Annotated in this window: 18 protein-coding genes; 11 read left to right on the top strand and 7 right to left on the bottom strand. The window is 62.4% G+C overall.

Annotated elements, in window-relative coordinates:
• The first annotated feature begins 54 nt into the window (after nt 1-54).
• From HA052_RS15740 to HA052_RS15755, 4 genes are read left to right on the top strand one after another with little or no spacing between them, the layout of a single operon-like run.
• Complete coding sequence (locus HA052_RS15740) at nt 55-909, top strand: hypothetical protein (protein WP_166452594.1); 855 nt, start codon at nt 55-57, stop codon at nt 907-909.
• A gap of 25 nt (nt 910-934) precedes the next feature.
• On the top strand, nt 935-2,017 hold the full coding sequence (locus HA052_RS15745) for a type 1 periplasmic-binding domain-containing protein (protein WP_166452595.1): 1,083 nt from the start codon (nt 935-937) through the stop codon (nt 2,015-2,017).
• A 54-nt stretch (nt 2,018-2,071) separates the two neighbouring features.
• The gene (locus HA052_RS15750) at nt 2,072-2,836 is read left to right on the top strand and encodes a YdcF family protein (RefSeq protein ID WP_166452596.1); all 765 of its coding nucleotides are present in this window, start codon (nt 2,072-2,074) and stop codon (nt 2,834-2,836) included.
• A gap of 4 nt (nt 2,837-2,840) precedes the next feature.
• The gene (locus tag HA052_RS15755; RefSeq protein WP_166452597.1) at nt 2,841-3,704 is read left to right on the top strand and encodes an AraC family transcriptional regulator; all 864 of its coding nucleotides are present in this window, start codon (nt 2,841-2,843) and stop codon (nt 3,702-3,704) included.
• On the opposite strand, the gene HA052_RS15760 is transcribed toward HA052_RS15755, so the two are convergent.
• Nucleotides 3,678-4,262, bottom strand: coding sequence for a LysE family translocator (locus HA052_RS15760; protein WP_166452598.1), 585 nt, complete (start codon nt 4,260-4,262; stop codon nt 3,678-3,680). The two genes, HA052_RS15755 and HA052_RS15760, sit on opposite strands and share 27 nt — an antisense overlap.
• 232 nt (nt 4,263-4,494) lie before the next feature.
• On the opposite strand from HA052_RS15760, the gene HA052_RS15765 reads away from it, so the two are divergent.
• Nucleotides 4,495-5,745 (top strand): chitinase, encoded by a 1,251-nt coding sequence (locus HA052_RS15765; protein ID WP_166452599.1) that lies wholly within the window; start codon nt 4,495-4,497, stop codon nt 5,743-5,745.
• A 60-nt stretch (nt 5,746-5,805) separates the two neighbouring features.
• Here the strand turns inward: HA052_RS15765 and HA052_RS15770 are convergent, their stop codons facing one another.
• A complete protein-coding gene (locus HA052_RS15770; RefSeq protein ID WP_081546691.1) occupies nt 5,806-6,534 on the bottom strand; it encodes a peptidylprolyl isomerase in 729 nt (242 codons plus the stop codon).
• Between the two features lie 1,052 nt (nt 6,535-7,586).
• On the opposite strand from HA052_RS15770, the gene HA052_RS15775 reads away from it, so the two are divergent.
• Nucleotides 7,587-8,015, top strand: coding sequence for an acyl-CoA thioesterase (locus tag HA052_RS15775; RefSeq protein ID WP_081546797.1), 429 nt, complete (start codon nt 7,587-7,589; stop codon nt 8,013-8,015).
• A gap of 72 nt (nt 8,016-8,087) precedes the next feature.
• Here HA052_RS15775 and mnmC read toward each other — a convergent pair whose 3' ends face one another.
• Both mnmC and mnmH read right to left on the bottom strand, forming a co-directional pair.
• Nucleotides 8,088-10,073: a bifunctional tRNA (5-methylaminomethyl-2-thiouridine)(34)-methyltransferase MnmC2/FAD-dependent 5-carboxymethylaminomethyl-2-thiouridine(34) oxidoreductase MnmC1 gene (gene mnmC / locus HA052_RS15780; RefSeq protein ID WP_166452600.1), complete on the bottom strand. Its 1,986-nt coding sequence runs from the start codon at nt 10,071-10,073 to the stop codon at nt 8,088-8,090.
• Between the two features lie 225 nt (nt 10,074-10,298).
• Nucleotides 10,299-11,336: a tRNA 2-selenouridine(34) synthase MnmH gene (gene mnmH, locus HA052_RS15785; protein WP_081546687.1), complete on the bottom strand. Its 1,038-nt coding sequence runs from the start codon at nt 11,334-11,336 to the stop codon at nt 10,299-10,301.
• A gap of 20 nt (nt 11,337-11,356) precedes the next feature.
• Here mnmH and selD point away from each other — a divergent pair, with 20 nt between their 5' ends.
• Together selD and HA052_RS15795 are read left to right on the top strand one after the other, a co-directional pair.
• On the top strand, nt 11,357-12,397 hold the full coding sequence (gene selD, locus HA052_RS15790; RefSeq protein WP_166452601.1) for a selenide, water dikinase SelD: 1,041 nt from the start codon (nt 11,357-11,359) through the stop codon (nt 12,395-12,397).
• Between the two features lie 10 nt (nt 12,398-12,407).
• On the top strand, nt 12,408-12,905 hold the full coding sequence (locus HA052_RS15795) for a LexA family protein (RefSeq protein WP_166452602.1): 498 nt from the start codon (nt 12,408-12,410) through the stop codon (nt 12,903-12,905).
• Nucleotides 12,906-12,918: 13 nt separating this feature from the next.
• On the opposite strand, the gene HA052_RS15800 is transcribed toward HA052_RS15795, so the two are convergent.
• Nucleotides 12,919-13,401 (bottom strand): hypothetical protein, encoded by a 483-nt coding sequence (locus HA052_RS15800; RefSeq protein ID WP_107732555.1) that lies wholly within the window; start codon nt 13,399-13,401, stop codon nt 12,919-12,921.
• A gap of 244 nt (nt 13,402-13,645) precedes the next feature.
• Here HA052_RS15800 and clpB point away from each other — a divergent pair, with 244 nt between their 5' ends.
• Complete coding sequence (clpB, locus tag HA052_RS15805; RefSeq protein WP_081546679.1) at nt 13,646-16,225, top strand: ATP-dependent chaperone ClpB; 2,580 nt, start codon at nt 13,646-13,648, stop codon at nt 16,223-16,225.
• A 58-nt stretch (nt 16,226-16,283) separates the two neighbouring features.
• Here the strand turns inward: clpB and HA052_RS15810 are convergent, their stop codons facing one another.
• Both HA052_RS15810 and fliW read right to left on the bottom strand, forming a co-directional pair.
• Nucleotides 16,284-16,850: a DNA-3-methyladenine glycosylase I gene (locus HA052_RS15810; RefSeq protein WP_081546677.1), complete on the bottom strand. Its 567-nt coding sequence runs from the start codon at nt 16,848-16,850 to the stop codon at nt 16,284-16,286.
• The gene (gene fliW, locus HA052_RS15815) at nt 16,850-17,284 is read right to left on the bottom strand and encodes a flagellar assembly protein FliW (protein WP_166452603.1); all 435 of its coding nucleotides are present in this window, start codon (nt 17,282-17,284) and stop codon (nt 16,850-16,852) included. Before fliW ends, HA052_RS15810 begins: the two co-directional genes overlap by 1 nt.
• A 207-nt stretch (nt 17,285-17,491) precedes the next feature.
• Between fliW and HA052_RS15820 the strand changes: the two genes are divergently transcribed.
• Together HA052_RS15820 and HA052_RS15825 are read left to right on the top strand one after the other, a co-directional pair.
• Nucleotides 17,492-18,706, top strand: coding sequence for an EAL domain-containing response regulator (locus tag HA052_RS15820; RefSeq protein ID WP_166452604.1), 1,215 nt, complete (start codon nt 17,492-17,494; stop codon nt 18,704-18,706).
• Nucleotides 18,703-19,434 carry a response regulator gene (locus HA052_RS15825; RefSeq protein ID WP_166452605.1) on the top strand — a complete coding sequence of 244 codons (732 nt, stop codon included), beginning with the start codon at nt 18,703-18,705 and terminating at the stop codon, nt 19,432-19,434. Before HA052_RS15820 ends, HA052_RS15825 begins: the two co-directional genes overlap by 4 nt.
• Nucleotides 19,435-19,442: the final 8 nt, after the last annotated feature.

Here is a 19,442-nt window from a genome sequence, read left to right on the forward strand (position 1 = left end):
TCGAACGGCGCGCAGCCGGGCGCGGAGCTTGCGCCGGGCCGGGAGTGGCAGGCGGTGTTGAGCCGGGGCGCGGACGGCCGCCCGCTCTTGAGCGGCGAGGGCATTCTGCTGAACCTGCCGGCTTGGCCGCAAGGCGCGGCGGAATTGACGCCCGGCACGGTGTTGAAAGTGCTGGTGCTGGACACGCAGCCGCGACTCCAGCTGTCGCTGGTGCTGGAAAAGCCGAACAAGGACAGCGGCGACGAAGCGCCGGCGCGAGCCTGGCAACTGGAGCAGGCTGCGATGCCGAAGCTGGCGAAACCGTTGCCGACTGCGGCCGAACTGGCTCAATCCTGGCGACAGGCTTTGTTGGGACGGCTGACTCAGGCCGCGACTCAGTTTCAGCAGGCGGGCGGCAATCATCTGCCGGGCGCTTTGTTGCAACAGCTGCCGGAACTGGCTCTGGCCGGCGTCAGACAAGCCGCCGGCGAGCCGCCCTTGCCGCTGACCTTGCCGTTTTGGCTCTGGGGCGGTCCGATGCTGGCCTTGAGCGTCGAGGATGCGCTGGAGCGCGAGTCCGAGCCGGAGCTGGACGATTTGGACCTGCTGCTGTGGCTGATGGCGCCGGGAATCGGCGCATTTTGCCTGCGCATCCGGCGGGTGGCGGCCGGGGTGGCTTTGGCCTTTGTGGCGGAGGCCGACGTGTGCCGCGCTTTGCGTCGGCGTCTGCCGGAGATTGAGGCCGCGGCCGAGAGAGGCGGCGGCAAGCTGGCAGCTTGCCTGATCGGCGAGCGCATGCCGTGGAACGGGCTGGCGATCAGCCGGCATGGCGCGACGGGTTTGCAGGCGCAGCGTCTGTCGCCGCTGTTGTTCGCCGTGGCGGCGGAAGTGGCCGGCCAATTGCTGGCGGGGGACGGCGCGGCGCTTTGATCCGGCCGTGGTCTATAGTGGGTCCATGTTGCGCCTTCTTATACTGCTCCTGTGTCTGCTGAGCGTGGAGTTCGCCGTCGCCGGCTCCGCGGTCATAGGCGTTGACGCTCCGCAAGGGCGGGACAACCCGGCGCGGGAGTGGGTCGAGTGGGACGGCCCCGTCAGCGGTCCGGCGGCACAGCCTGGTCGCAGCGTCTGGTTTTTGGCCTCGGATCTGCGCAACGGTGGCGTGGTTGGGGTCTACCGGGGTTTGGCCGAGGCCGGGCGTTTGTTGGGCTGGCGCTTGACGCTGCTGGACGGTCAGGGGCAGCGGAGTTCGCTGCTCCAGTTTCTGGAGAGAGCGCAGCGGGAACGGCCGGCCGCCGTGGCCTTGGGGGGCTTCGACGCTCAGGAGTTCCTGCCGCAGATTCAACGCCTGCATGCGCTGGGCGTGACTGTGCTTGGCTGGCATGCCGGCGACAAACCCGGACCCTTGCCCGGCTTGTTGTTCACCAATATCACCACCAGCCCGTTGGCTGCGGCGCAAGCCGCCGCCGACTACATCGTGGCCAGCAGCCGCGGTCCGATCGGCGTGGTGTTGTTCACCGATAGCCGTTTTGCCATCGCCACCGCCAAAACCAGGCAGGCGGTGCGGCAACTGCAAGCTTGCCAGCGCTGCAAGGTTTTGGCGGTGGAGGACATTTCGCTGGCCCAGGTCCAGCAGGAGCTGCCGGATAAAGTGACCGAGCTGTATCAGCGCCACGGCAAGGCCTGGACCCACAGCATAGGCATCAACGACTTGTATTACGATTCCATCGGCCACCCGCTGGGGAAGCTGAACGCCTCCGTCGTGAATATCTCATTGGGAGACGGCTCGCTGAGCGCGATGAGGCGGATTCGAGCGGGCTTGATGCAGGAAGCGACCATCGCCGAACCCTTGCACCTGCATGGTTGGCAGATGGCTGACGAGTTGAACCGGGCCTTTGCCGGTCAGCCGCCCAGCCTTTACGTCACCCAACCGCATTTGCTGGTCAAACAGACGATACGCGATAGTTATCTGAGTATCGGTTACGACCCGGACAACGGCTACCGCCGCGCCTACGCGGCCATCTGGTTTCCGCGGCATTGATTTGCCGGGCGTCGCATGTTTAACTGGCGCCAAGTCAACGCATTGTCATTTCCCATGGTTTCCTCAATTTCCACGCAAGTATTGGTCCACTTGGTCTTGGGCTCCTTATTGTTGCCGCCGCTGAACATGTTGCTGCTGATGTCGCTAGGGCTGTGGCTGCGTCGCCATTGGCGACGCTTGGGAGCCTGCTTGCTGATGTTAGGCATGGCGGGCCTGTATGTCTTGAGCACGCCGATGACGGCGATGTGGCTGAACCGTAGCCTGGAACGTTATCCGGTGATTAGCGCCGAGCAACTGAGCCGGGTGGAAGCTATTGTGGTGTTGTCCGGCGGCAAGAAGCCGGCGCCAGAATACGGCGGGATGGAGCCCGGCGCGGATTCGTTGGCGCGGCTGCGTTACGCCGCGCGGTTGGCGCGTCAAAGCGGCAAGCCGATCCTGCTGACAGGCGGCGCGCCGATGGGCGGAGAAGCGGAGGCTGAGGTGATGGCTAGGGTCCTGCGCGAGGAATACGGCATTGTCCCGCGTTGGGTGGAGGCGCGTTCCAACACCACGTTGGAAAACGCCCGATATTCCGCCGGCCTGTTGCACGCGGCCGGGGTCAAGCGGATTGCGTTGGTCAGCCAGAGCTGGCATTTGCGCCGGGCCTTGCCGTTTTTCCAGCGTCAGGCTCTGGACGTGACAGCCGCGCCAACCGCCTTCATCCGTTACGATGGAGGCGGCGTGGCCTGGTTGCTGCCCAGCGGGCGGGCGATGCAGGAATGTCACGCCGCGCTGCGGGAATGGCTGGGCATGTTGTTTTACTGGATGAAAGGGGAGTAGGCCGATGTCGGAGCCATTCGCCGCGCCCGCGCGGCCAAGAGTCGATCATCGCTTCTGGCGCGATGCGGCTTTGCCGCAGTTCGAGGCTCGCTCTGTGGCCGATGGACGCCGCGTCTGTTACGCCAGACACGCGCACGAGACGTTTTCCATCGGCGTCATCACCGCGGGCGCCTGCGACTACTTCAACGGCAAAGTGCGCCGCAGCGAGCGAGGCTCCCTGGTGTTGATGAATCCGGGCGATATTCATGCCTGCAATCCCGTGGCGGGGCAGGCCTGGTCCTATCGCATGCTGTATGTGGACGTCGCCTGGCTCGGCGGCTTGCAGCAAACGCTTGGTCTGGATCAGAGTGGCGGCTTTCGTCCCTTTGGCGACGCGGCGAGCCGGGACCCGCGTTTGTTCGCCGGCTTCAACGCTTTGTTCGACTTGCTGTGCGCGGAGGGGCGGGAGCTTCTGGAGAAGGACGCGGCGGCTACGGCTTTTTTCGGCGGCGCGCACAGAGTCTTGGGCTTGGCCGTCGAACCGGCGGCGGAGTCGAGCCAGCGTTTGGCGCGCGCGGCGGAGTATATCGCGGCGCATTGCGACCAGACTTTGCGCCTGGAGGACATCTGCGCGGCGGCGGACTTGTCGGCCTCCTATCTGATTCGCGCGTTCAAACGGCGTTACGGGGTCACGCCTCACGACTTTTTGCTGAATCAGCGGGTGCAGCTGGCGCGGCGGCTGGTGCGCGGCGGGCTGCCCTTGGCGCAAGTGGCGCAGGCCGCCGGTTTTTCCGACCAGGCCCATCTGCATAAAATCTTCAAACAGTATGTCGCCGCCACGCCGGGGCAGTACCGCGCCGGCTCAGTTCAGCAAGCCCAACGCGCTTAGCCCCAGTAATAAAGCCATTGTCTGATTGAAGAGGCGCAGCCGCCTGGGCGACTCCAGCTTTTGCCCTAGCCAGGCCCCGGCCACCACCCAGCAGCCGACTGAGACGTAGCAAATCAGAAAGTAGAGCGCGGCGAAGCGCCATAACGCCGTCGCGTCTTGGCCGGAGGTGAACGCCGCGCAGCCCGCCAGCGCCGCGATCCAGGCCTTGGGGTTCAAGCATTGAATCGCCGCGCCGCGCCACCAGCTTGGCCGAGCGCCGTTCTTGTCCATATCCAGCGTGCCGTCGCTGCGAGCCAATTGATACGCCATATAGAGCAAGAAGGTCACGCCGGCCCACCGCAGCGTCTGGGTTAGCGCCGGCCATTGTCGCAAGGTCTGCTCCAGACCCAGTCCGGTCAGTAATAGAAGCAGGGTGAAGCCGGCGGAGGCGCCGCCGACATGGCGCATGCCCGCACGCGCGCCGTAGCGAGCGCCGCAGCTGAGCGCGACGAGGTTGACCGGGCCCGGCGTGATGGAGGCGGCCAGCGCGAAGCCGGCCATGGCGAGAGTCTGATTCATGATGTCTCCTGACGGTGGGCAGCGCGGCGGCCGGATATCCGCCTTTGGCTGTTGCGGACAAAGTAGCCGGGCCGGGGAGGGACGTATTGTAGAAAATTGCCCCGGCTGTCGCATTGACCAAAAAATGCCTTTGACATTACGTGTTTGATGTAATACCAATCAAATACCAGCTTGCGTCCAATCCGGCATCCGCCGGCAGCGCGTGCTGTCGTATCGCAAAGGAGGATGCCGCATGTACTCGAAGGGGAAAGCCATGCTGTTGGCGCCGGTATGCGCAATGATGTTGGGCGCTGGGCCGGTCTTGGCCGCCGCGTGTCCGGATTGGAGAGAGGGTTCAACTTACCAGGCGGGCGATGTGGCGGCTTATGCGGCGGCCAATTTCACCGCGCGCGCGACACATACCGCTTATGTGGGCGCCAATTGGAATCCGCCGGCCACGCCCACGCTGTGGCAGGCTGGAGGAAGCTGCGGCGCGGCGCCGGAGCCGACGCCGTCCCCAGGGCCATCGCCATCTCCGGGCCCGTCCGCGCCGTTCGCCAAGCATGCGCTGGTCGGGTATTGGCATAATTTCGCCAATCCCAGCGGCGATACCTATCCGCTCAGCCAGGTTAGCGACGATTGGGATGTGATCGTCGTCGCCTTCGCCGATGATGCCGGCAACGGCAATCTCAGCTTCACGCTGGATCCCAAGGCCGGTTCCGAGACGCAGTTCATCCAGGATGTTCGCGCCAAGCAGGCCAAAGGCAAGAAGGTGGTGCTGTCGCTGGGCGGGCAGAATGGCTCGGTCACGCTGAACACTTCGGTGCAGGCGCAGAATTTCGTCAATAGCCTCTACGCCATCATCGTCAAATTCGGCTTCGACGGCATCGATCTGGATCTGGAAAGTGGTGTGTCGCAGGGCGCGCCCATCATCGGCAACCTGATTGGCGCGGTGAAGCAGTTGAAAACCAAGGTGGGGGCGGGCTTCTACCTGTCGATGGCGCCGGAGCATCCCTATGTTCAGGGCGGCTACGTTGCCTACGGCAGCGTCTGGGGCGCTTATCTGCCCATCATCGACGCCTTGCGCGACGATTTGAGCGTGATTCATGTCCAGTACTACAACAACGGCGGGCTGAACACGCCGTATTCCAACGCCGCCTTGGCGGAGGGCAGCGTGGACATGCTGGTGGGCGGCAGCAAGATGTTGATTGAAGGTTTTCCTTTGGCTTACGGCGCTTCGGGCAGTTTCAAGGGCTTGCGGCCGGATCAGGTGGCCTTTGGCGTGCCTTCCGGGCGTAGTTCCGCCAACTCTGGTTTTGTCAGCGCGGATACCGTCATCAAATCACTGGATTGTCTGATGGCGTTGAAGAACTGCGGCGTAGTCAAGCCGAATCAGGCCTACCCGACGTTCCGCGGAGTGATGAGCTGGTCGATCAATTGGGACCGCAAGGACGGCTTCCCATTCTCGAGGCCGGTGGGGGCGTCGCTGCGCGGTCGCAACTGATGCGCGCAAAAAAACCGAGGCGCGACTGCGCCTCGGTTTTGTACGGGTTCGAGCCGTGGCTTACAGCGCCGGCATCGCATAGCCTTCGATTTGGGCGGCGGCCACCAATTGGCCCAGATAGGCCTGCATCGCCTTGTTGCCGGCCATGTCGTTCAGATATTGCTGCAAGCGGTCCTTGATTTCCTCAAAACTCACTTTGCCGCCTTCGTGGCGTTCCTGCACCTGGATGATATGGTAGCCGAACTGGGTCTGCACCAGGTCCGGCGCGATCTGGCCGGCGTCGGTGCTGAATACCGCCTGTTCGAATTCCGGCACCATCTGGCCGCGGCCGAACTGACCCAGGCTGCCGCCTTGTTGGCCGGACGGGCAGGTGGAGTGTTCACGGGCCAGGTCGGAGAAGCGGGCCGGGTTGGCTTTGATTTCCTCCAGTACGCCTTCCGCCTTGGCCTTGGCCAGGCTGCCGGCCAGGCCTTCGCCCAGCGCGAACAGGATGTGGCTGGCCACGGCGGATTCGCCGCTGCTGAAACGCTCTGGGTATTGATTGTAAAACGCCAGGCATGCCGCTTCGTCTACGGCGTCAACCTGCAGCTCTTGTTCCAGCAAGGCGCCGATGGCGGTGCCTTGGTCGGCGGTGTCGATGCCGATGGACTTGGCTTTCTGCAGCAGCAGCTCGCGCAGGATCAGTTCCTGAACGGCGGCATCGTGCGGGTTCGGCGCGTCAGCGTAGTGGGCTTGTTCCGCTTGCACCATATCTTCGGTGATTTCGATGCCGTTGACTCGAATGGTCATGGAGGTTTCCTGTGATGGTAAATGAGGGGGCGCACAAAGGCGGGAAATTTGCGATTAGAAAAGCGTTCGCCGCACTTGTCAAGAAAGGCTGCCGGCCGCCTTCAGGGCTTTGGAATAAAACACGAAAATTTTAAGAATAATCTTATATTTGCCCGGCGGCGTAGCCGATAGTATACGAGTCATGCCGCTTCAAGGCTGGCATGAGGATTCGGCAAGCGGGTTTTTACTTATTGTTTCAAGCCGCTTGTAGGGCCTTCGATTGAGTTTGCGTTATGTAGACGTCGTCCGTCTGTGCTTTAGTTTTGACGCGCCAAGTTTGTACTTGGACACTTTGTGAATTGAGATCCCCGTTTGGGCCGCCTTTGTGCGGCCTCTTTTTTTGCTTCGCGTCAGGCGAGTCTATCACGAAAGCATGCGGGCGGCAGCGGTTCGCTCTGCTTTGGATGGAAGGTAAAAAAAGAGCCCCGGTAAGGGGGCTCTGAATTGCACCTTCGCTCAGGTGATCGACGCAGCTGCCGGAGGGCGTGTATCCACAGCGAACAGCGCTTCGATCGTATCAAACCGCCCTCGGGGGAGAGCGAATTCGATGGAGGCAGTATGCGCCTGCCGGCACTGGCCAAATAGAGTGATTATTGGGGGCTTGTGTGACGGGCTGTGATGAAATCGGGGCGGGCTTAACATTTGCGCAATGAATTCGCGCTTTTGTTTTGGAGCGGGGCCGCGGAGCATAAAAAAAGAGCCCCAGATGGGGCCCCAATTTGCACCTTCGCTCAGGAGACCAACGCGCTGGCCAGAAGGGGTAGGTAATTTCCAACAGAACCCGCGCGCTGATCATGCCAGATCAGGACTCTTGCGAGCCCTGGCTGCTGACGGAGACCAGTATGCCGTTTTGTTTCGAAGGCGGATATTTGGATTTGTTGTGTTTTATGTGACGCTATGTGACCCGGAAGGGATTGGCCGTTATCATGCACGCAGTGCAAACCATCATGGCGCGCCGGCCGTGAGTGGCGCTTGATGGACGCCGCGCCGGCCCGCCTTTCAAAGGGAAGAGCGTGGACAAGCATTATCCGGTAATCGACACCCGCAGCATCGTGATGCGTTGGGGAGATATGGATGCCGTCGGGCATTTGAACAATACCTATTATTTCCGTTATCTGGAGCAGATCCGCCTGGATTGGCTGGAGAGCTTGGGGCACGGCATCGATCCTTCCGGCTGCGGGCCGGTGCTGGCGGGCACTTCCTGCGTGTTTCGCAAGGAGATCACTTATCCGGCCACGCTCGACATTACCATCGAATTGGAAAAGCTGGGACGCAGCAGCTTGAAGCTGCGTCACCATTTTTATCGGCGCGACGATCCCGGCGTAGTGTACGCCAGCGGCGAGGTAACGCTGGTGTGGGTGGATTATCAGGCGGGCAAGTCGGTATCCATTCCCGACGATATCCGCGAGGCGGTGGAGACGGCGGCCAAATCCGCCGCCTGAAACTCCCGCCGCTGTTCTTGGCTCCCGGCGCTTGGCGCGTTGGGGGCTTTTTGCGTTGGCCCTCGGCCCGCGTCAGCTCCGCTGGGGGACTTTGTTGCGCATCAGGTCGCGCATCAGGAAGCGGCTGGGGTGGGTGGCTTGCATCAGGCTGCGGGCCACCGGGGCCGGCTCGTCCTCCAGCAGGGCGGCGAGGATTTCGCCGGACAGCGGCGCGGTGATCATGCCGCGCGAACCATGGGCCGTGTTGACGTAGAGACCGTCTATCCAGGGAGCGGCGGCGCTTAGTTTCAAGGAAGCGTCCTTGCTCAGCGGCAAATAGGCGTCGATCAGGCTTTGCGCGTGGGCGACCGGGCCGACGATGGGCAGGTAGTCCGGGCTGGTGCAGCGCAGCGCGGCGCGCCCGGCCAGGGCTTTGTCCAGCAAACCTTCTCCGCCCAAGGCCTGGTAGAGGCTGGGCGCCAGCCCCGCCAGCATTTGCAGATTTTCCTGATGCTCGAACAGATTGACGCCGAGATCTTCGGTGTTGAATTTGAAGGTGGCGCCCAGGCAGTGTTCGCCGAAACGGGCAGGGGAGATATAGCCTTCGCCGCACAGCACGGTGCGCAGCGCCTCGCTGTGTTCGGTGGCGCGCGCCACGGTGACTTGGCCGCGAATCTTTTTCAAGGGCAGGTGCTGGGTGGCGTCGAAGGAGCCGGTTTCCGCCGCTCCGGCCAGAATGACCACGGAGCCGATGGCCACGGATCCTTCATCGCCGATGGCGACCCAGCTTTTATCCAGAGGGTTGTAGTCCAGCTCCACGATGGTGCGGCTGGTGCGAACTTGGATATTGGGATGTTCCACCAGTTTGCGCACCAGAGCGGGCGGGTTGACCCAGCCGCCTTCCGGAAAGAACAGGCCGCCGTGCTGCAGTTCAACGCCGGCCAGCTCGCTGGCCTCGCTGGCGTCGACCGGGCGCAGGAAATCAGCGCCGAAACCGGCCGAGGCCAAGCCTTGCTGGCGCTCAGCCTCGGCCGCATCGTAGGCCAATTGCAATACGCCGCACCCGCGCCAGTTCGCGTCGTCTTCCGGCAATTGGGTTTTCAGCGTGCGGAGGCTGTAAGCGTAGCCGGACAGGATCAGGCGGGTCAGCGGGGTGAAGTGCGAAGACAGCTTGGTGTACAGCACGCCTTGCGGGTTGCCGGAAGCGCCGCGGGCCAGTTCGGGCAGACGTTCTACCACGGTGACTTGCCAGCCGCGGCAAGCCAGGCTGTAGGCGCTGGCGGCGCCGGCGATGCCGCCGCCGATGACGATGGCGCTGCGTTCGCCATGGCGCCGCGCCGGGCGCGCGAACCACGGCGGCGACCACTCTCCGGCGGGCAGGGTTTGCAAATGGCCGTGGCTCATTTCCCGCTTATGGCCGAAACCGGCTGTTTTGCTGACGGCGAAGCCGGCTTCGCTCAAGCCGCGGCGCACGAAACCCGCGCTGGTGAACGTGGCGAAGGTGGCGCCGGGCGCGGAGAGCCGCGCCATGGTCTGGAACAACTCCGGTTGCCACATGTCCGGGTTCTTGGACGGGGCGAAGCCGTCGAGGAACCAGGCGTCGACGCGAGCGTCCACCTCCGGCAGCACTTCCAGAACATCGCCGATCAGCAAGGTCAGCGTGACGCGTCCCTGACTCAACAGCAGGCGGTGCCAGCCAGGGGGCAGTGCCTGGTATTGGGCCAGCAATTGTTGGGTCAGGCCGGCTAGCTGAGGCCAGAGCGCCAGCGCTTGGGTCAGGTCGCGCGGGGTCAGCGGAAACTTCTCCGCGCTGATGAAGTGCAGGCGCGTATCGGCCGGCGCGTATTGCAGGAAACACTCCCACGCGCACAAGAAATTCAGGCCGGTGCCGAAGCCGGTTTCCGCAATGGTGAAGTGGCCGCCGGCGGGCAATTCGGCGAAGCGTTCGGCCAAGCGGTTGTGCCGCAGGAAAACATGGCGGGTTTCGTCCAGGCCGGAGGCGCGGGAGAAGTAGACATCGCCGAATGCGAGGGAAACCGGTTGACCGTCGTGCCAGTCAAGTTGAGCGTGTGGGGTCATGCGCGCGGAGTCGGGGCGCGGCGCGGCGCCGCGGATGAATTAGGATGTTCTGATGATACCGCAGTTTCGCGTCGCGATCAGCGCCGCTCGGCGAGGCGGACGTTGAACCGGTTTACGATCAGCTGCGCTTCAGCGATGCGGCGTTAAAAACAAGCCCAAGATGCACGTGTACATTCCGCTTTCTCCGTCGTTTTCGCCTTGTCTCGCTAGATCGTAAACATGTTCTCAGATGATGCGCGAGGCGGCCAGATCCAGCCCTTCCGGTGCCAGGCTGTCCAGCCGTAGAGGCACGGCTTCGGCCAGTTGCGGGTAATGCTTTCCCAGCGAACGGTAGTAGAGCGGATCATAGTGCTTGGCCAGCAAATCGGCTACCAGCGCATCAAAGCGGTCGGCTCGGATCATCTGGTTCCAGGCGTCCAATTGCTCTCCTGAGTGTAAGCCCTTCAAGAACCCCAACTGGCGGATCAAGGCCTCGGGGTCTTGCAGGTAGAAGGCGTAATCCTCAAGCAGGAATCGCACGCGTTCGGCCAAGGGCACGTCGATCAGCAGGCAGTCGCCTTGGTGCATCTGACGATACAGCGCATCGGGCAGGGTGACGAAGCCCACTTTCTTGCTTTCCGACTCGATGAAGACCGGCCGCATGGGGTCCAGGCCGCGAATCTGTTGCAGCAGCAAGGTGTCGAACCACTTTTGCGGCGGTTGCGGCAAGTCCGGCAGGCGGCCGAGCACCGAGCCGCGGTGATTGGCCAACTGCTCCAGATCCAACACTTGGTGGCCTGCGCGCGCCAAGGCATGCAGCAAGCGGCTTTTGCCGGAGCCGGTGGGGCCGCAGATCACGCGCAGCTTGAGCTGGCCCGGCAGCTCATCCAGCCATTGCAGCGCTTGGCGACGGTAGGCTTTGTAGCCGCCCTCCAACTGATGCGCTGGCCAGCCTATCTGTGCGAAGATCAGCGCCATGGAGCCGGAGCGCTGGCCGCCGCGCCAGCAGCAGATCAGCGGGCGCCAGGATTTGGGGCGATCAGCGAAGCGTTCTTCGATGTGTCGGGCGATATTCTTGGCGGCCAGCGCCGCGCCGACTTTGCGCGCTTCGAATGGAGAAACCTGTTTGTACAGCGTGCCGACGCGAATCCGCTCATCGTTGTCCAGAACCGGGCAGTTAATGGCGCCGGGAATATGATCCTCGGCAAATTCTGCCGGAGAGCGGACGTCGATGATCTCGTCAAACTGCTCAAGCTGTGATACGTTCGCGACCTTGAAAAGCATAAATATGGCGGAGTCCGCAAATGGCTGAAATCAAATTGACGCAATTGTCTCACGGCGGCGGCTGCGGCTGCAAAATTGCCCCGGCGGTGCTGGAGTCCATTTTGTCGACGGCCAAGGAAAAAATGGCCTTTCCCAATCTCTTGGTGGGTGCGGAAACCAGCGACGACGCCGCAGTGTATCAATTGAACGCCTCGCAGGCGATCGTGGCGACCACCGATTTTTTCATGCCCATCGTAGACGATGCTTATGACTTTGGCCGCATCGCCGCCACTAACGCGCTTTCGGACATTTACGCGATGGGAGCGACGCCCATCATGGCGCTGGCCATCGTCGGCATGCCGGTGAAGGTGTTGCCGGTGGAGACCATTCGCGACATCCTTTCGGGCGGCGAGTCGGTATGTCACGCCGCCGGCATTCCGCTCGCAGGCGGTCATTCCATCGACTCCCCCGAGCCTATCTACGGCCTGGTTGCCTTGGGCGTGGTACACCCGGATCAGCTCAAGCGCAACAGCGAGGCGCGAGACGGCGACGTGCTGATTTTGGGCAAGGGCCTGGGTGTTGGCGTGCTGGCGCAGGCGATGAAAAAAGGGGAGTTGGACGACAAGGGTTACCAGGCTTTGATCGCTTCCACCACCAAGTTGAACACGGTGGGAGCGGAGTTGGCGGCCATGGACGGCGTGCACGCGCTGACCGACGTCACTGGCTTCGGCTTGCTCGGCCATGCCTTGGAAGTATGCAAGGGCGCCAAGCTGGTGGCGCACATTGATATGGCCGACGTGCCGGTGATCGAGGAAGCCCGCGTTTTTGCGGAGCAAGGCTGCGGTCCGGGCGCGATCGAGCGCAACCTCGCCAGTTTCGGCGAGCACGTCGACTTTGGTGCGGATCTACCGGAGTGGCAGTTACGGCTGTTGGCCGATCCGCAGACCAGCGGCGGCTTGCTGGCCGCGGTGGCGCCGGAGCAGGCGGACGAGGTTTTGGCGCGTTTCCAACGCGCCGGTTTCGCTTATGCCGCCAAGATCGGCCGCCTGGCCGCGGGCGAGGTTCGCGTCATTGTCCGCTGAGCGGCGCGATATGGACGATGAGAAGCCGAAGAGCCCGCCGCTGGTCGCTCGCGACCGGCCTTTGGCGGAACTGGCGCGGCTGGCGCCGGGCCGGATAAGCGCCGCGCGGGGCCCCTCCGCCGGCGACACTCATATTCCGTGGTTCGACGGCAGCGTGGCGGCGGGCTTTCCGTCGCCGGCCGACGACTATCTGGAGCGTTCGCTCAATCTTAACGACTTTCTGATTCAGCATCCGGACACCAGTTTCTTCGTGCGTGTCGCCGGCGACGCCATGGCCGGGGCCGGCATTTTCGACGGCGATCTATTGATCGTCGATCGCATGCCGCCGCCGCGCCACAACGATGTCGTTGTGGCGGTGATGGGCGACGAGTTTCTGGTGCGCCGGCTGCATCTGAGCCCAGGGCACGCCTGCTTGCGCGCCGCGCAAGCAGGCTGCGCCGATTTGCCGGCGGAGACCGACGTCGAGATCTGGGGCGTTGTCAGCGCGGTGGTGCGCTCGCTGCGCTAGCTTTGCCGGGCTTTTAAAAGGTCCAGCGTAGATTGAAAGTGGTGACGGCGACCCGCGTTTTGTGCGGCGTATAGTCCATCTTGGGCGCGTAACCCACTTCCAGCGCCAGCTTGCGTGTGCCGATGCTCAGCATGGGGTAGGCGACTACCTGCTTGACGCCGGAGCCGTCCAGATAACCGAGTAACAGGGTGGTGCCGGCGTAGAGCGGGCTGGAGCCCAACTGCCATTCCTTGCGCCAGCCGCCGGCGACGAACCAAGCCGTTTCGCGGAAGGAATCGCGATAAGAGCCGATGCGGCTTATCCAGCGTCCATCCGCGTCGTTGCCCAGCGGCGCCCATTCCAGCCCCAAGCCGGGGTTTTCACCGTTGAAGTCGCAATGTTTTCCGCTGCATTGGCTGTGTATGGATGCGCCGAACACCAGCAAGGAGATGTCGTTGTCGGCGTGGGCCAGGGAACAGGCGGCGCATAGGAGGCCGGCGCTCAGGAGTTGTTTCATGGTGATGCCCCTTTTTAAGATTCGGTAAGCGATTTCATCAGACGGGCGGCTCAAGACTTGGGACCTTCTGTCAGGGCCTGGTCCGATACCGCTCTTGATTTAATGCATAGATTAAGTTTTTCGGCAATGCCATGTGGAAGTGGCGCCAAGTGTAAAATTGAGTTCAAGATCGATAATAGAGAGGCTTGAAAAGCAACTGGCCATGCCCAAATAGTGCATATCAACGTTCCGAAGGAGCCACTCCATGCGATTCGACAAGCTGACCACCAAGTTCCAGCAGGCGCTGGGGGATGCCCAGAGCCTGGCCCTGTCTCAAGACCATGCTTATATTGAGCCGCAGCATTTGCTGCTGACCATGCTTGACGACGCCGATGGCGGCATCGCCGGCCTGCTGGCGCGCGCCGGCGTCAATGTGCCCGGCCTGAAGGGCGCGCTAAACCAATCTTTACAGCGTTTGCCGCGGGTGCAGGGCAACGGCGGCGAGATCACCGTGTCGCGCGATTTGGCCAATCTGTTGAACCTGAGCGATAAGGCGGCGATGAAGCTGGGCGACGAGTTCATCGCCAGCGAGCTGTTCTTGTCCGCTCTGAGCCAGGACAAGGGCGAGGCTTCCCGGCTGTTGAAAGAGCATGGCGGTCAGCCTGCGGCGATTCAGGCCGCGATTGACGCGGTGCGCGGCGGCGAGAGCGTGTCCAACCAGGATGCGGAAAGCCAGCGAGAAGCCTTGAAAAAGTACACCCAGGACCTGACCGAACGCGCGCGTCAGGGCAAGCTGGACCCGGTGATCGGCCGCGACGACGAAATCCGCCGCGCCATCCAGGTTTTGCAGCGGCGCACCAAGAACAACCCGGTGTTGATCGGGGAGCCCGGCGTCGGCAAGACCGCCATCGTCGAAGGCCTGGCTCAGCGCATTGTTAACGGCGAAGTGCCGGAAAGCCTGAAAAACAAGCGCCTGCTGGTGCTGGATCTGGCCGCGCTGATTGCCGGCGCCAAGTTCCGCGGCGAGTTTGAGGAGCGGCTGAAAGCGGTGTTGAATGATCTGTCCAAGGACGACGGCCAGACCCTGATCTTCATCGACGAGATCCACACCCTGGTGGGAGCGGGCAAGGCGGAAGGCGCGATGGACGCCGGCAATATGCTGAAGCCGGCGCTGGCGCGCGGGGAACTGCACTGCATCGGGGCCACCACGCTGGACGAGTACCGTCGTTACATCGAAAAAGACGCGGCGCTGGAGCGCCGCTTCCAGAAAGTGCTGGTCGGCGAGCCTTCGGTGGAGGACACCATCGCCATCCTGCGCGGCTTGCAAGAAAAGTATGAGATCCATCACGGCGTGGATATCACCGACCCGGCCATTGTCGCCGCCGCCGAGCTGTCGCAGCGCTACATCACCGACCGCTTCCTGCCGGACAAGGCCATCGACCTGATCGACGAGGCCGCCAGCCGCATCAAGATGGAGCTGGACTCCAAGCCGGAAGAGATGGACAGGCTGGACCGCCGGCTGATCCAGCTGAAGATCGAGCGCGAGGCGGTGAACAAGGAAAGCGACGAGGCCTCGCAAAAGCGGCTGAAGCTGATCGAGGACGAGATCGCCGAGCTGTCGCGCGCCTATGCGGATCTGGACGAGATCTGGAAGGCGGAAAAAGCCGCGCAACAGGGCTCGCAGAGCATCAAGGAGGAGATTGAGCGGCTTAAGGTGGAGATGGAGGACCTGAAGCGCAAGGGCGATTGGCAGAAGCTGGCGGAACTGCAGTACGGCAAGCTGCCGCAGCTGGAAGCAAGGCTGAAGGACGCGGAGGCGGCCGGCGCCGGCGAGCAGGCCAAGCCCAACCGTTTGCTGCGCACCCAGGTGGGGGCGGAGGAGATTGCAGAGGTGGTCAGCCGCGCCACCGGCATTCCGGTGTCCAAGATGCTGGAAGGCGAGCGCGACAAGCTGCTGCGCATGGAGGAGGTGTTGCATCAGCGCGTGGTGGGGCAGGACGAGGCGGTCAGCGCGGTGGCCGACGCCATCCGTCGCTCCCGTTCCGGCCTGGCGGATCCCAACAAGCCTTACGGCTCCTTCCTGTTCCTGGGGCCGACCGGCGTGGGCAAGACCGAGCTGTGCAAGACCTTGGCCGGATTCATGTTCGACAGCGAAGACCACTTGATCCGCATCGATATGTCCGAGTACATGGAGAAGCATTCGGTGGCGCGGCTGATCGGCGCGCCGCCGGGCTACGTCGGCTACGAGGAGGGCGGCTATCTGACCGAGCAGGTGCGCCGCAAGCCGTATAGCGTGATCTTGCTGGACGAGGTGGAGAAAGCGCACCCGGACGTGTTCAACATCCTGCTGCAAGTGTTGGACGACGGCCGCTTGACCGACGGCCAGGGTCGCACCGTGGACTTCAAGAACACGGTGGTGGTGATGACGTCCAATATTGGCAGTCAGCAGATACAGGCAATGGACACCGATGATTACCAGGTGATCAAGCTGGCGGTGATGGCGGAGGTGAAAACCCACTTCCGGCCGGAGTTTATCAACCGCATCGACGAGGTGGTGGTGTTCCACGGCCTGGGCGAGCAGCACATCAAGTCCATCGCCCGCATCCAGCTTAAGAGCCTGGAAGGCCGACTGGCCAAGCTCGATTTGGACTTGCAGATCAGTGAGGAGGCGCTGGCCTTGCTGTCCGAAGCCGGCTTCGATCCGGTCTACGGCGCGCGGCCCTTGAAGAGGGCGATCCAGTCCGAGTTGGAGAATCCGCTGGCCAAGGCCATCCTGGCGGGCGAGTACCCGCCGAAATCCACCATTATGGTAGAGGCGCGCGACGGCCGTCTGAGCTTCGCCTGAGCACAGGCCCGCTCGTAAAAAAGCCCGGATTCCCGGGCTTTTTTTTTGCGCGGCGCGCTTAGCCGCGATCAGGGTGGCGGAAGCAGGCGGACATATGATCGTTGACCACGCCGCAGGCCTGTAGATAGGCGTAAATCACCGTGCTGCCGACGAAGTTCATGCCGGCTTTCTTCAGCGCCTTGCTGATGCGGTCGGACAGCTCGGTGCTGGCGGGCACCCGCTCGTCGTCGCGGCGGCGTAGTATCGGCCGGCCGTCCACATGCGCCCACAGCCAGTCGGCGAAACTGCCGTGCTGTTGCTGCATTTGCAGGAATACCTTGGCGTTGCGGATGGCGCTCTGGATTTTCAGCCGGTTGCGCACGATGCCGGCGTCCTGCATCAGGCGCTCAACGTCGCCGTCGTCCATCGCCGCCACTTTGACCGGGTCGAAACCGTGAAAAGCGCGGCGGTAGCCGTCGCGCTTGCGCAGAATGGTGATCCAGGACAGACCGGCCTGAGCGCCTTCCAGAATCAGCATTTCAAACAGCTTGCGGTCGTCGCGCTCGGGACATCCCCATTCCTCGTCGTGATAGGCGACGTAGAGGGGATCGTCGCCGCACCAGGCACAGCGGGTTGGGACGGGCATCAGCGGTTATGCAGCAGGATGTCGCACTGCAGCCCCACTTTTTGCAAGCCGGTGCGGCTTTGCAGATTGACCACCAGAGGGTTGCGAATGTTCGCCTTCATCGTGGACAAGGCTGGATGTTGCTCGTCGGCCTGATTACTCAGCATGAGCAGGATGGCCACATCCTGCGGCTGTTGCAATTTCAGTTCGGACACCTCGGTGTCGTCCAATTCGATCTCGTAGCGGATGTCCAGCGCTTCCGGCGTGGTGATGCTGAAGATGATGCCGGGGTCGTCCAAGGATTGGAGCCAGAACACTTGAGGCTGCGCCTGAGTGGCGTTGTGAAACAGCTTGAAACGGGTGCAGTTTTCCAGCGCGGGAATGCCGCGGGGGAAAGTGATGACAGTGCTCTCGTCGATATCGACTTGGCCGAGCTGGCGGGACTGGAACAGCATGGCGTGGCTCCTAGCGTGACAATGTTCTCATTATGCATGGCGGTGGCGGCAATTGCACAAGCGGAACGCCGTCGCGGGAGAAGATTGCAAGCTGTGGTTGTGGCTGCGAGGTTAACGACCTATATCAATATTACTCGAATGTCGTATTTAAATTGGGTTGCGGCCGGCCGGCAGAGTGCCCGCGCGCGATGCTAAGGGGGATATCCCATGGGCTTGCCAGCAAAACGGTTTCTGATTCTTGAAGATCAGCTGGTGTTGCGGAAATTGATTTCTCGTCAGGCCAGCTTCTTTAGTCGTTACGAAGTGGCCATCGATGAGTTCAGCGATCCGGCTGAGGCGCTGCGCAGCATCGGCGAGAACAACTACGACCTGATTGTCACCGATATCGGCATGCCGGGCATGAACGGCATCGACTTCATCAAACACGTGGCTTTACTCGGTTACCAGGCGGCGTTGCTGATCATTTCCGGCTATGACGGCAAGACCCTGAACACTATCAGCGAGATGGCCTGCAGCTTGGGCATAGGCAGCACCCGCTTCCTGTCCAAGCCCTATTCGGCGGAATCCTTTCTCACCGCGCTCAACAGCATCTTCAACGATCTGGAGCGCGCCTATCAGGTACAGCAACTGGAAGTGGAGAGCTTTTTCGCCGACGTGTGCTCCGGGGAGTTCAAGCTGGAGCTTGAGCCGATCTTGAGTCTGTCCGGCCACCGGCTGGCAGGCTTCGACGTGACGGCGCTGATCCGGCCGCAAGGGCGGGTGGAGTGGAGCGCGGGACTGTTCAATGTGCTGACGCGCCGCAAGGGAATTTCCGCGCTGGTGCTGGAGGAATTGGTGGCGCGCATCGCCAGCTTGCTGGCTGGCTTGCGCCAACAAGGATTGGGCGAGGAGTGCGGTTTCAATGTGCGCATCGACAAAGCCTGCCTGGAGAGTGAAAACCTGTTCGATCACTGTCATTCCCTGTTGCAGCAGCGAGGCGTGCCGCCGCGCCTGTTGGGTTTTGAGTTGGCCGAGGGCCTGGGCCAACAGTCGCCGGCTCAGGCTTTCGAGAACGTCGCCAAGATCAAGTATCTGGGGTTCCGGCTGATCGCCGATCACTTCGGTACCGGCTCGCTGACTCAGAGCAATATGCTCAAGCTGCCGTTCGACCATGTGAACATCCCCATCGAATCCCTGCAATGGATACGAGCCATGCTGGGAGCGGATCCGCAGGCACTGCGTTTTTTGCGCATTTACGGTTTGCCGCCGGGGGCGATCACCGCAAGCGGCGTCGATGAGGAGGAGGACGTCGCGTTGGCGCAGGAGATGGGCTGTCCTTGCGTGCAGGGCGCTTGTATGGCTTTGCCGGTGCGCGAAAACGAATTGAGCGATTATTTGCGGCGGAGCCAAGAAACCGCGGCGGCGGAAGGAGGCGCGGGATGAGTGTTGCGGCGGTGGATTTTTCGCGGATGCGGATACTGGTCGTGGACGATCAGACCTTGGTGCGTTCATTGATCGGCCAGGCCTTGCAGGCCATGGGCATGCGTTCGGACGCCATTTTTCAAACCGCGGACGGCACCGCGTCGATGCGGCTGTTGGACATCCGCATGGTGGACCTGGTGCTGTGCGATGTGCAGATGGCGCCGATGAACGGCATGGACCTGCTCAAGGAGTTGCGTTGCGGGCACACCATGAATCCTTCCAACCTGCCGTTCGTGTTTTTGTCCGGTCATGCGGACCGCAGCAATGTGGTGCTGGCCAGCCAGCTGCACGCCGACGGCTTCGTGGTCAAGCCGCCTAAGCCGGCCGATGTTGAGAAGGCGATTGTGGCGGCGATGCAGCGCAAGCGGCCGGAAATCGATCCGTTCAGCTATTACGGCGTCGCCACCGGCACCGAATACGACCGCAAGGTCTTTGGCCGATTGTTCGACGCCCCGGCGCTGCCCGAGGCGCCGGCGGGGACGGCGGTGAGTTTGTTGACGGTCAAGGCCGGAGCGGTGCTGGCCCAGGACCTATTCAGTAAACACGGCCATTTGCTGCTGCCGCGCGGCGCCGCCATCTCCGCCAACCAGATCACGGTATTGCGTGATTTCAGCGATCGTTATGGCGTGTTGCGGCTTTTCGTCGAGGAGGTTTCCGAGACGGAAGCCGAGTCGTCTCGCGAACATTGAGTGGCCGT

It is taken from the genome of Chromobacterium fluminis (assembly GCF_011602385.1).
Classification (GTDB): Bacteria; Pseudomonadota; Gammaproteobacteria; order Burkholderiales; family Chromobacteriaceae; genus Chromobacterium; species Chromobacterium fluminis.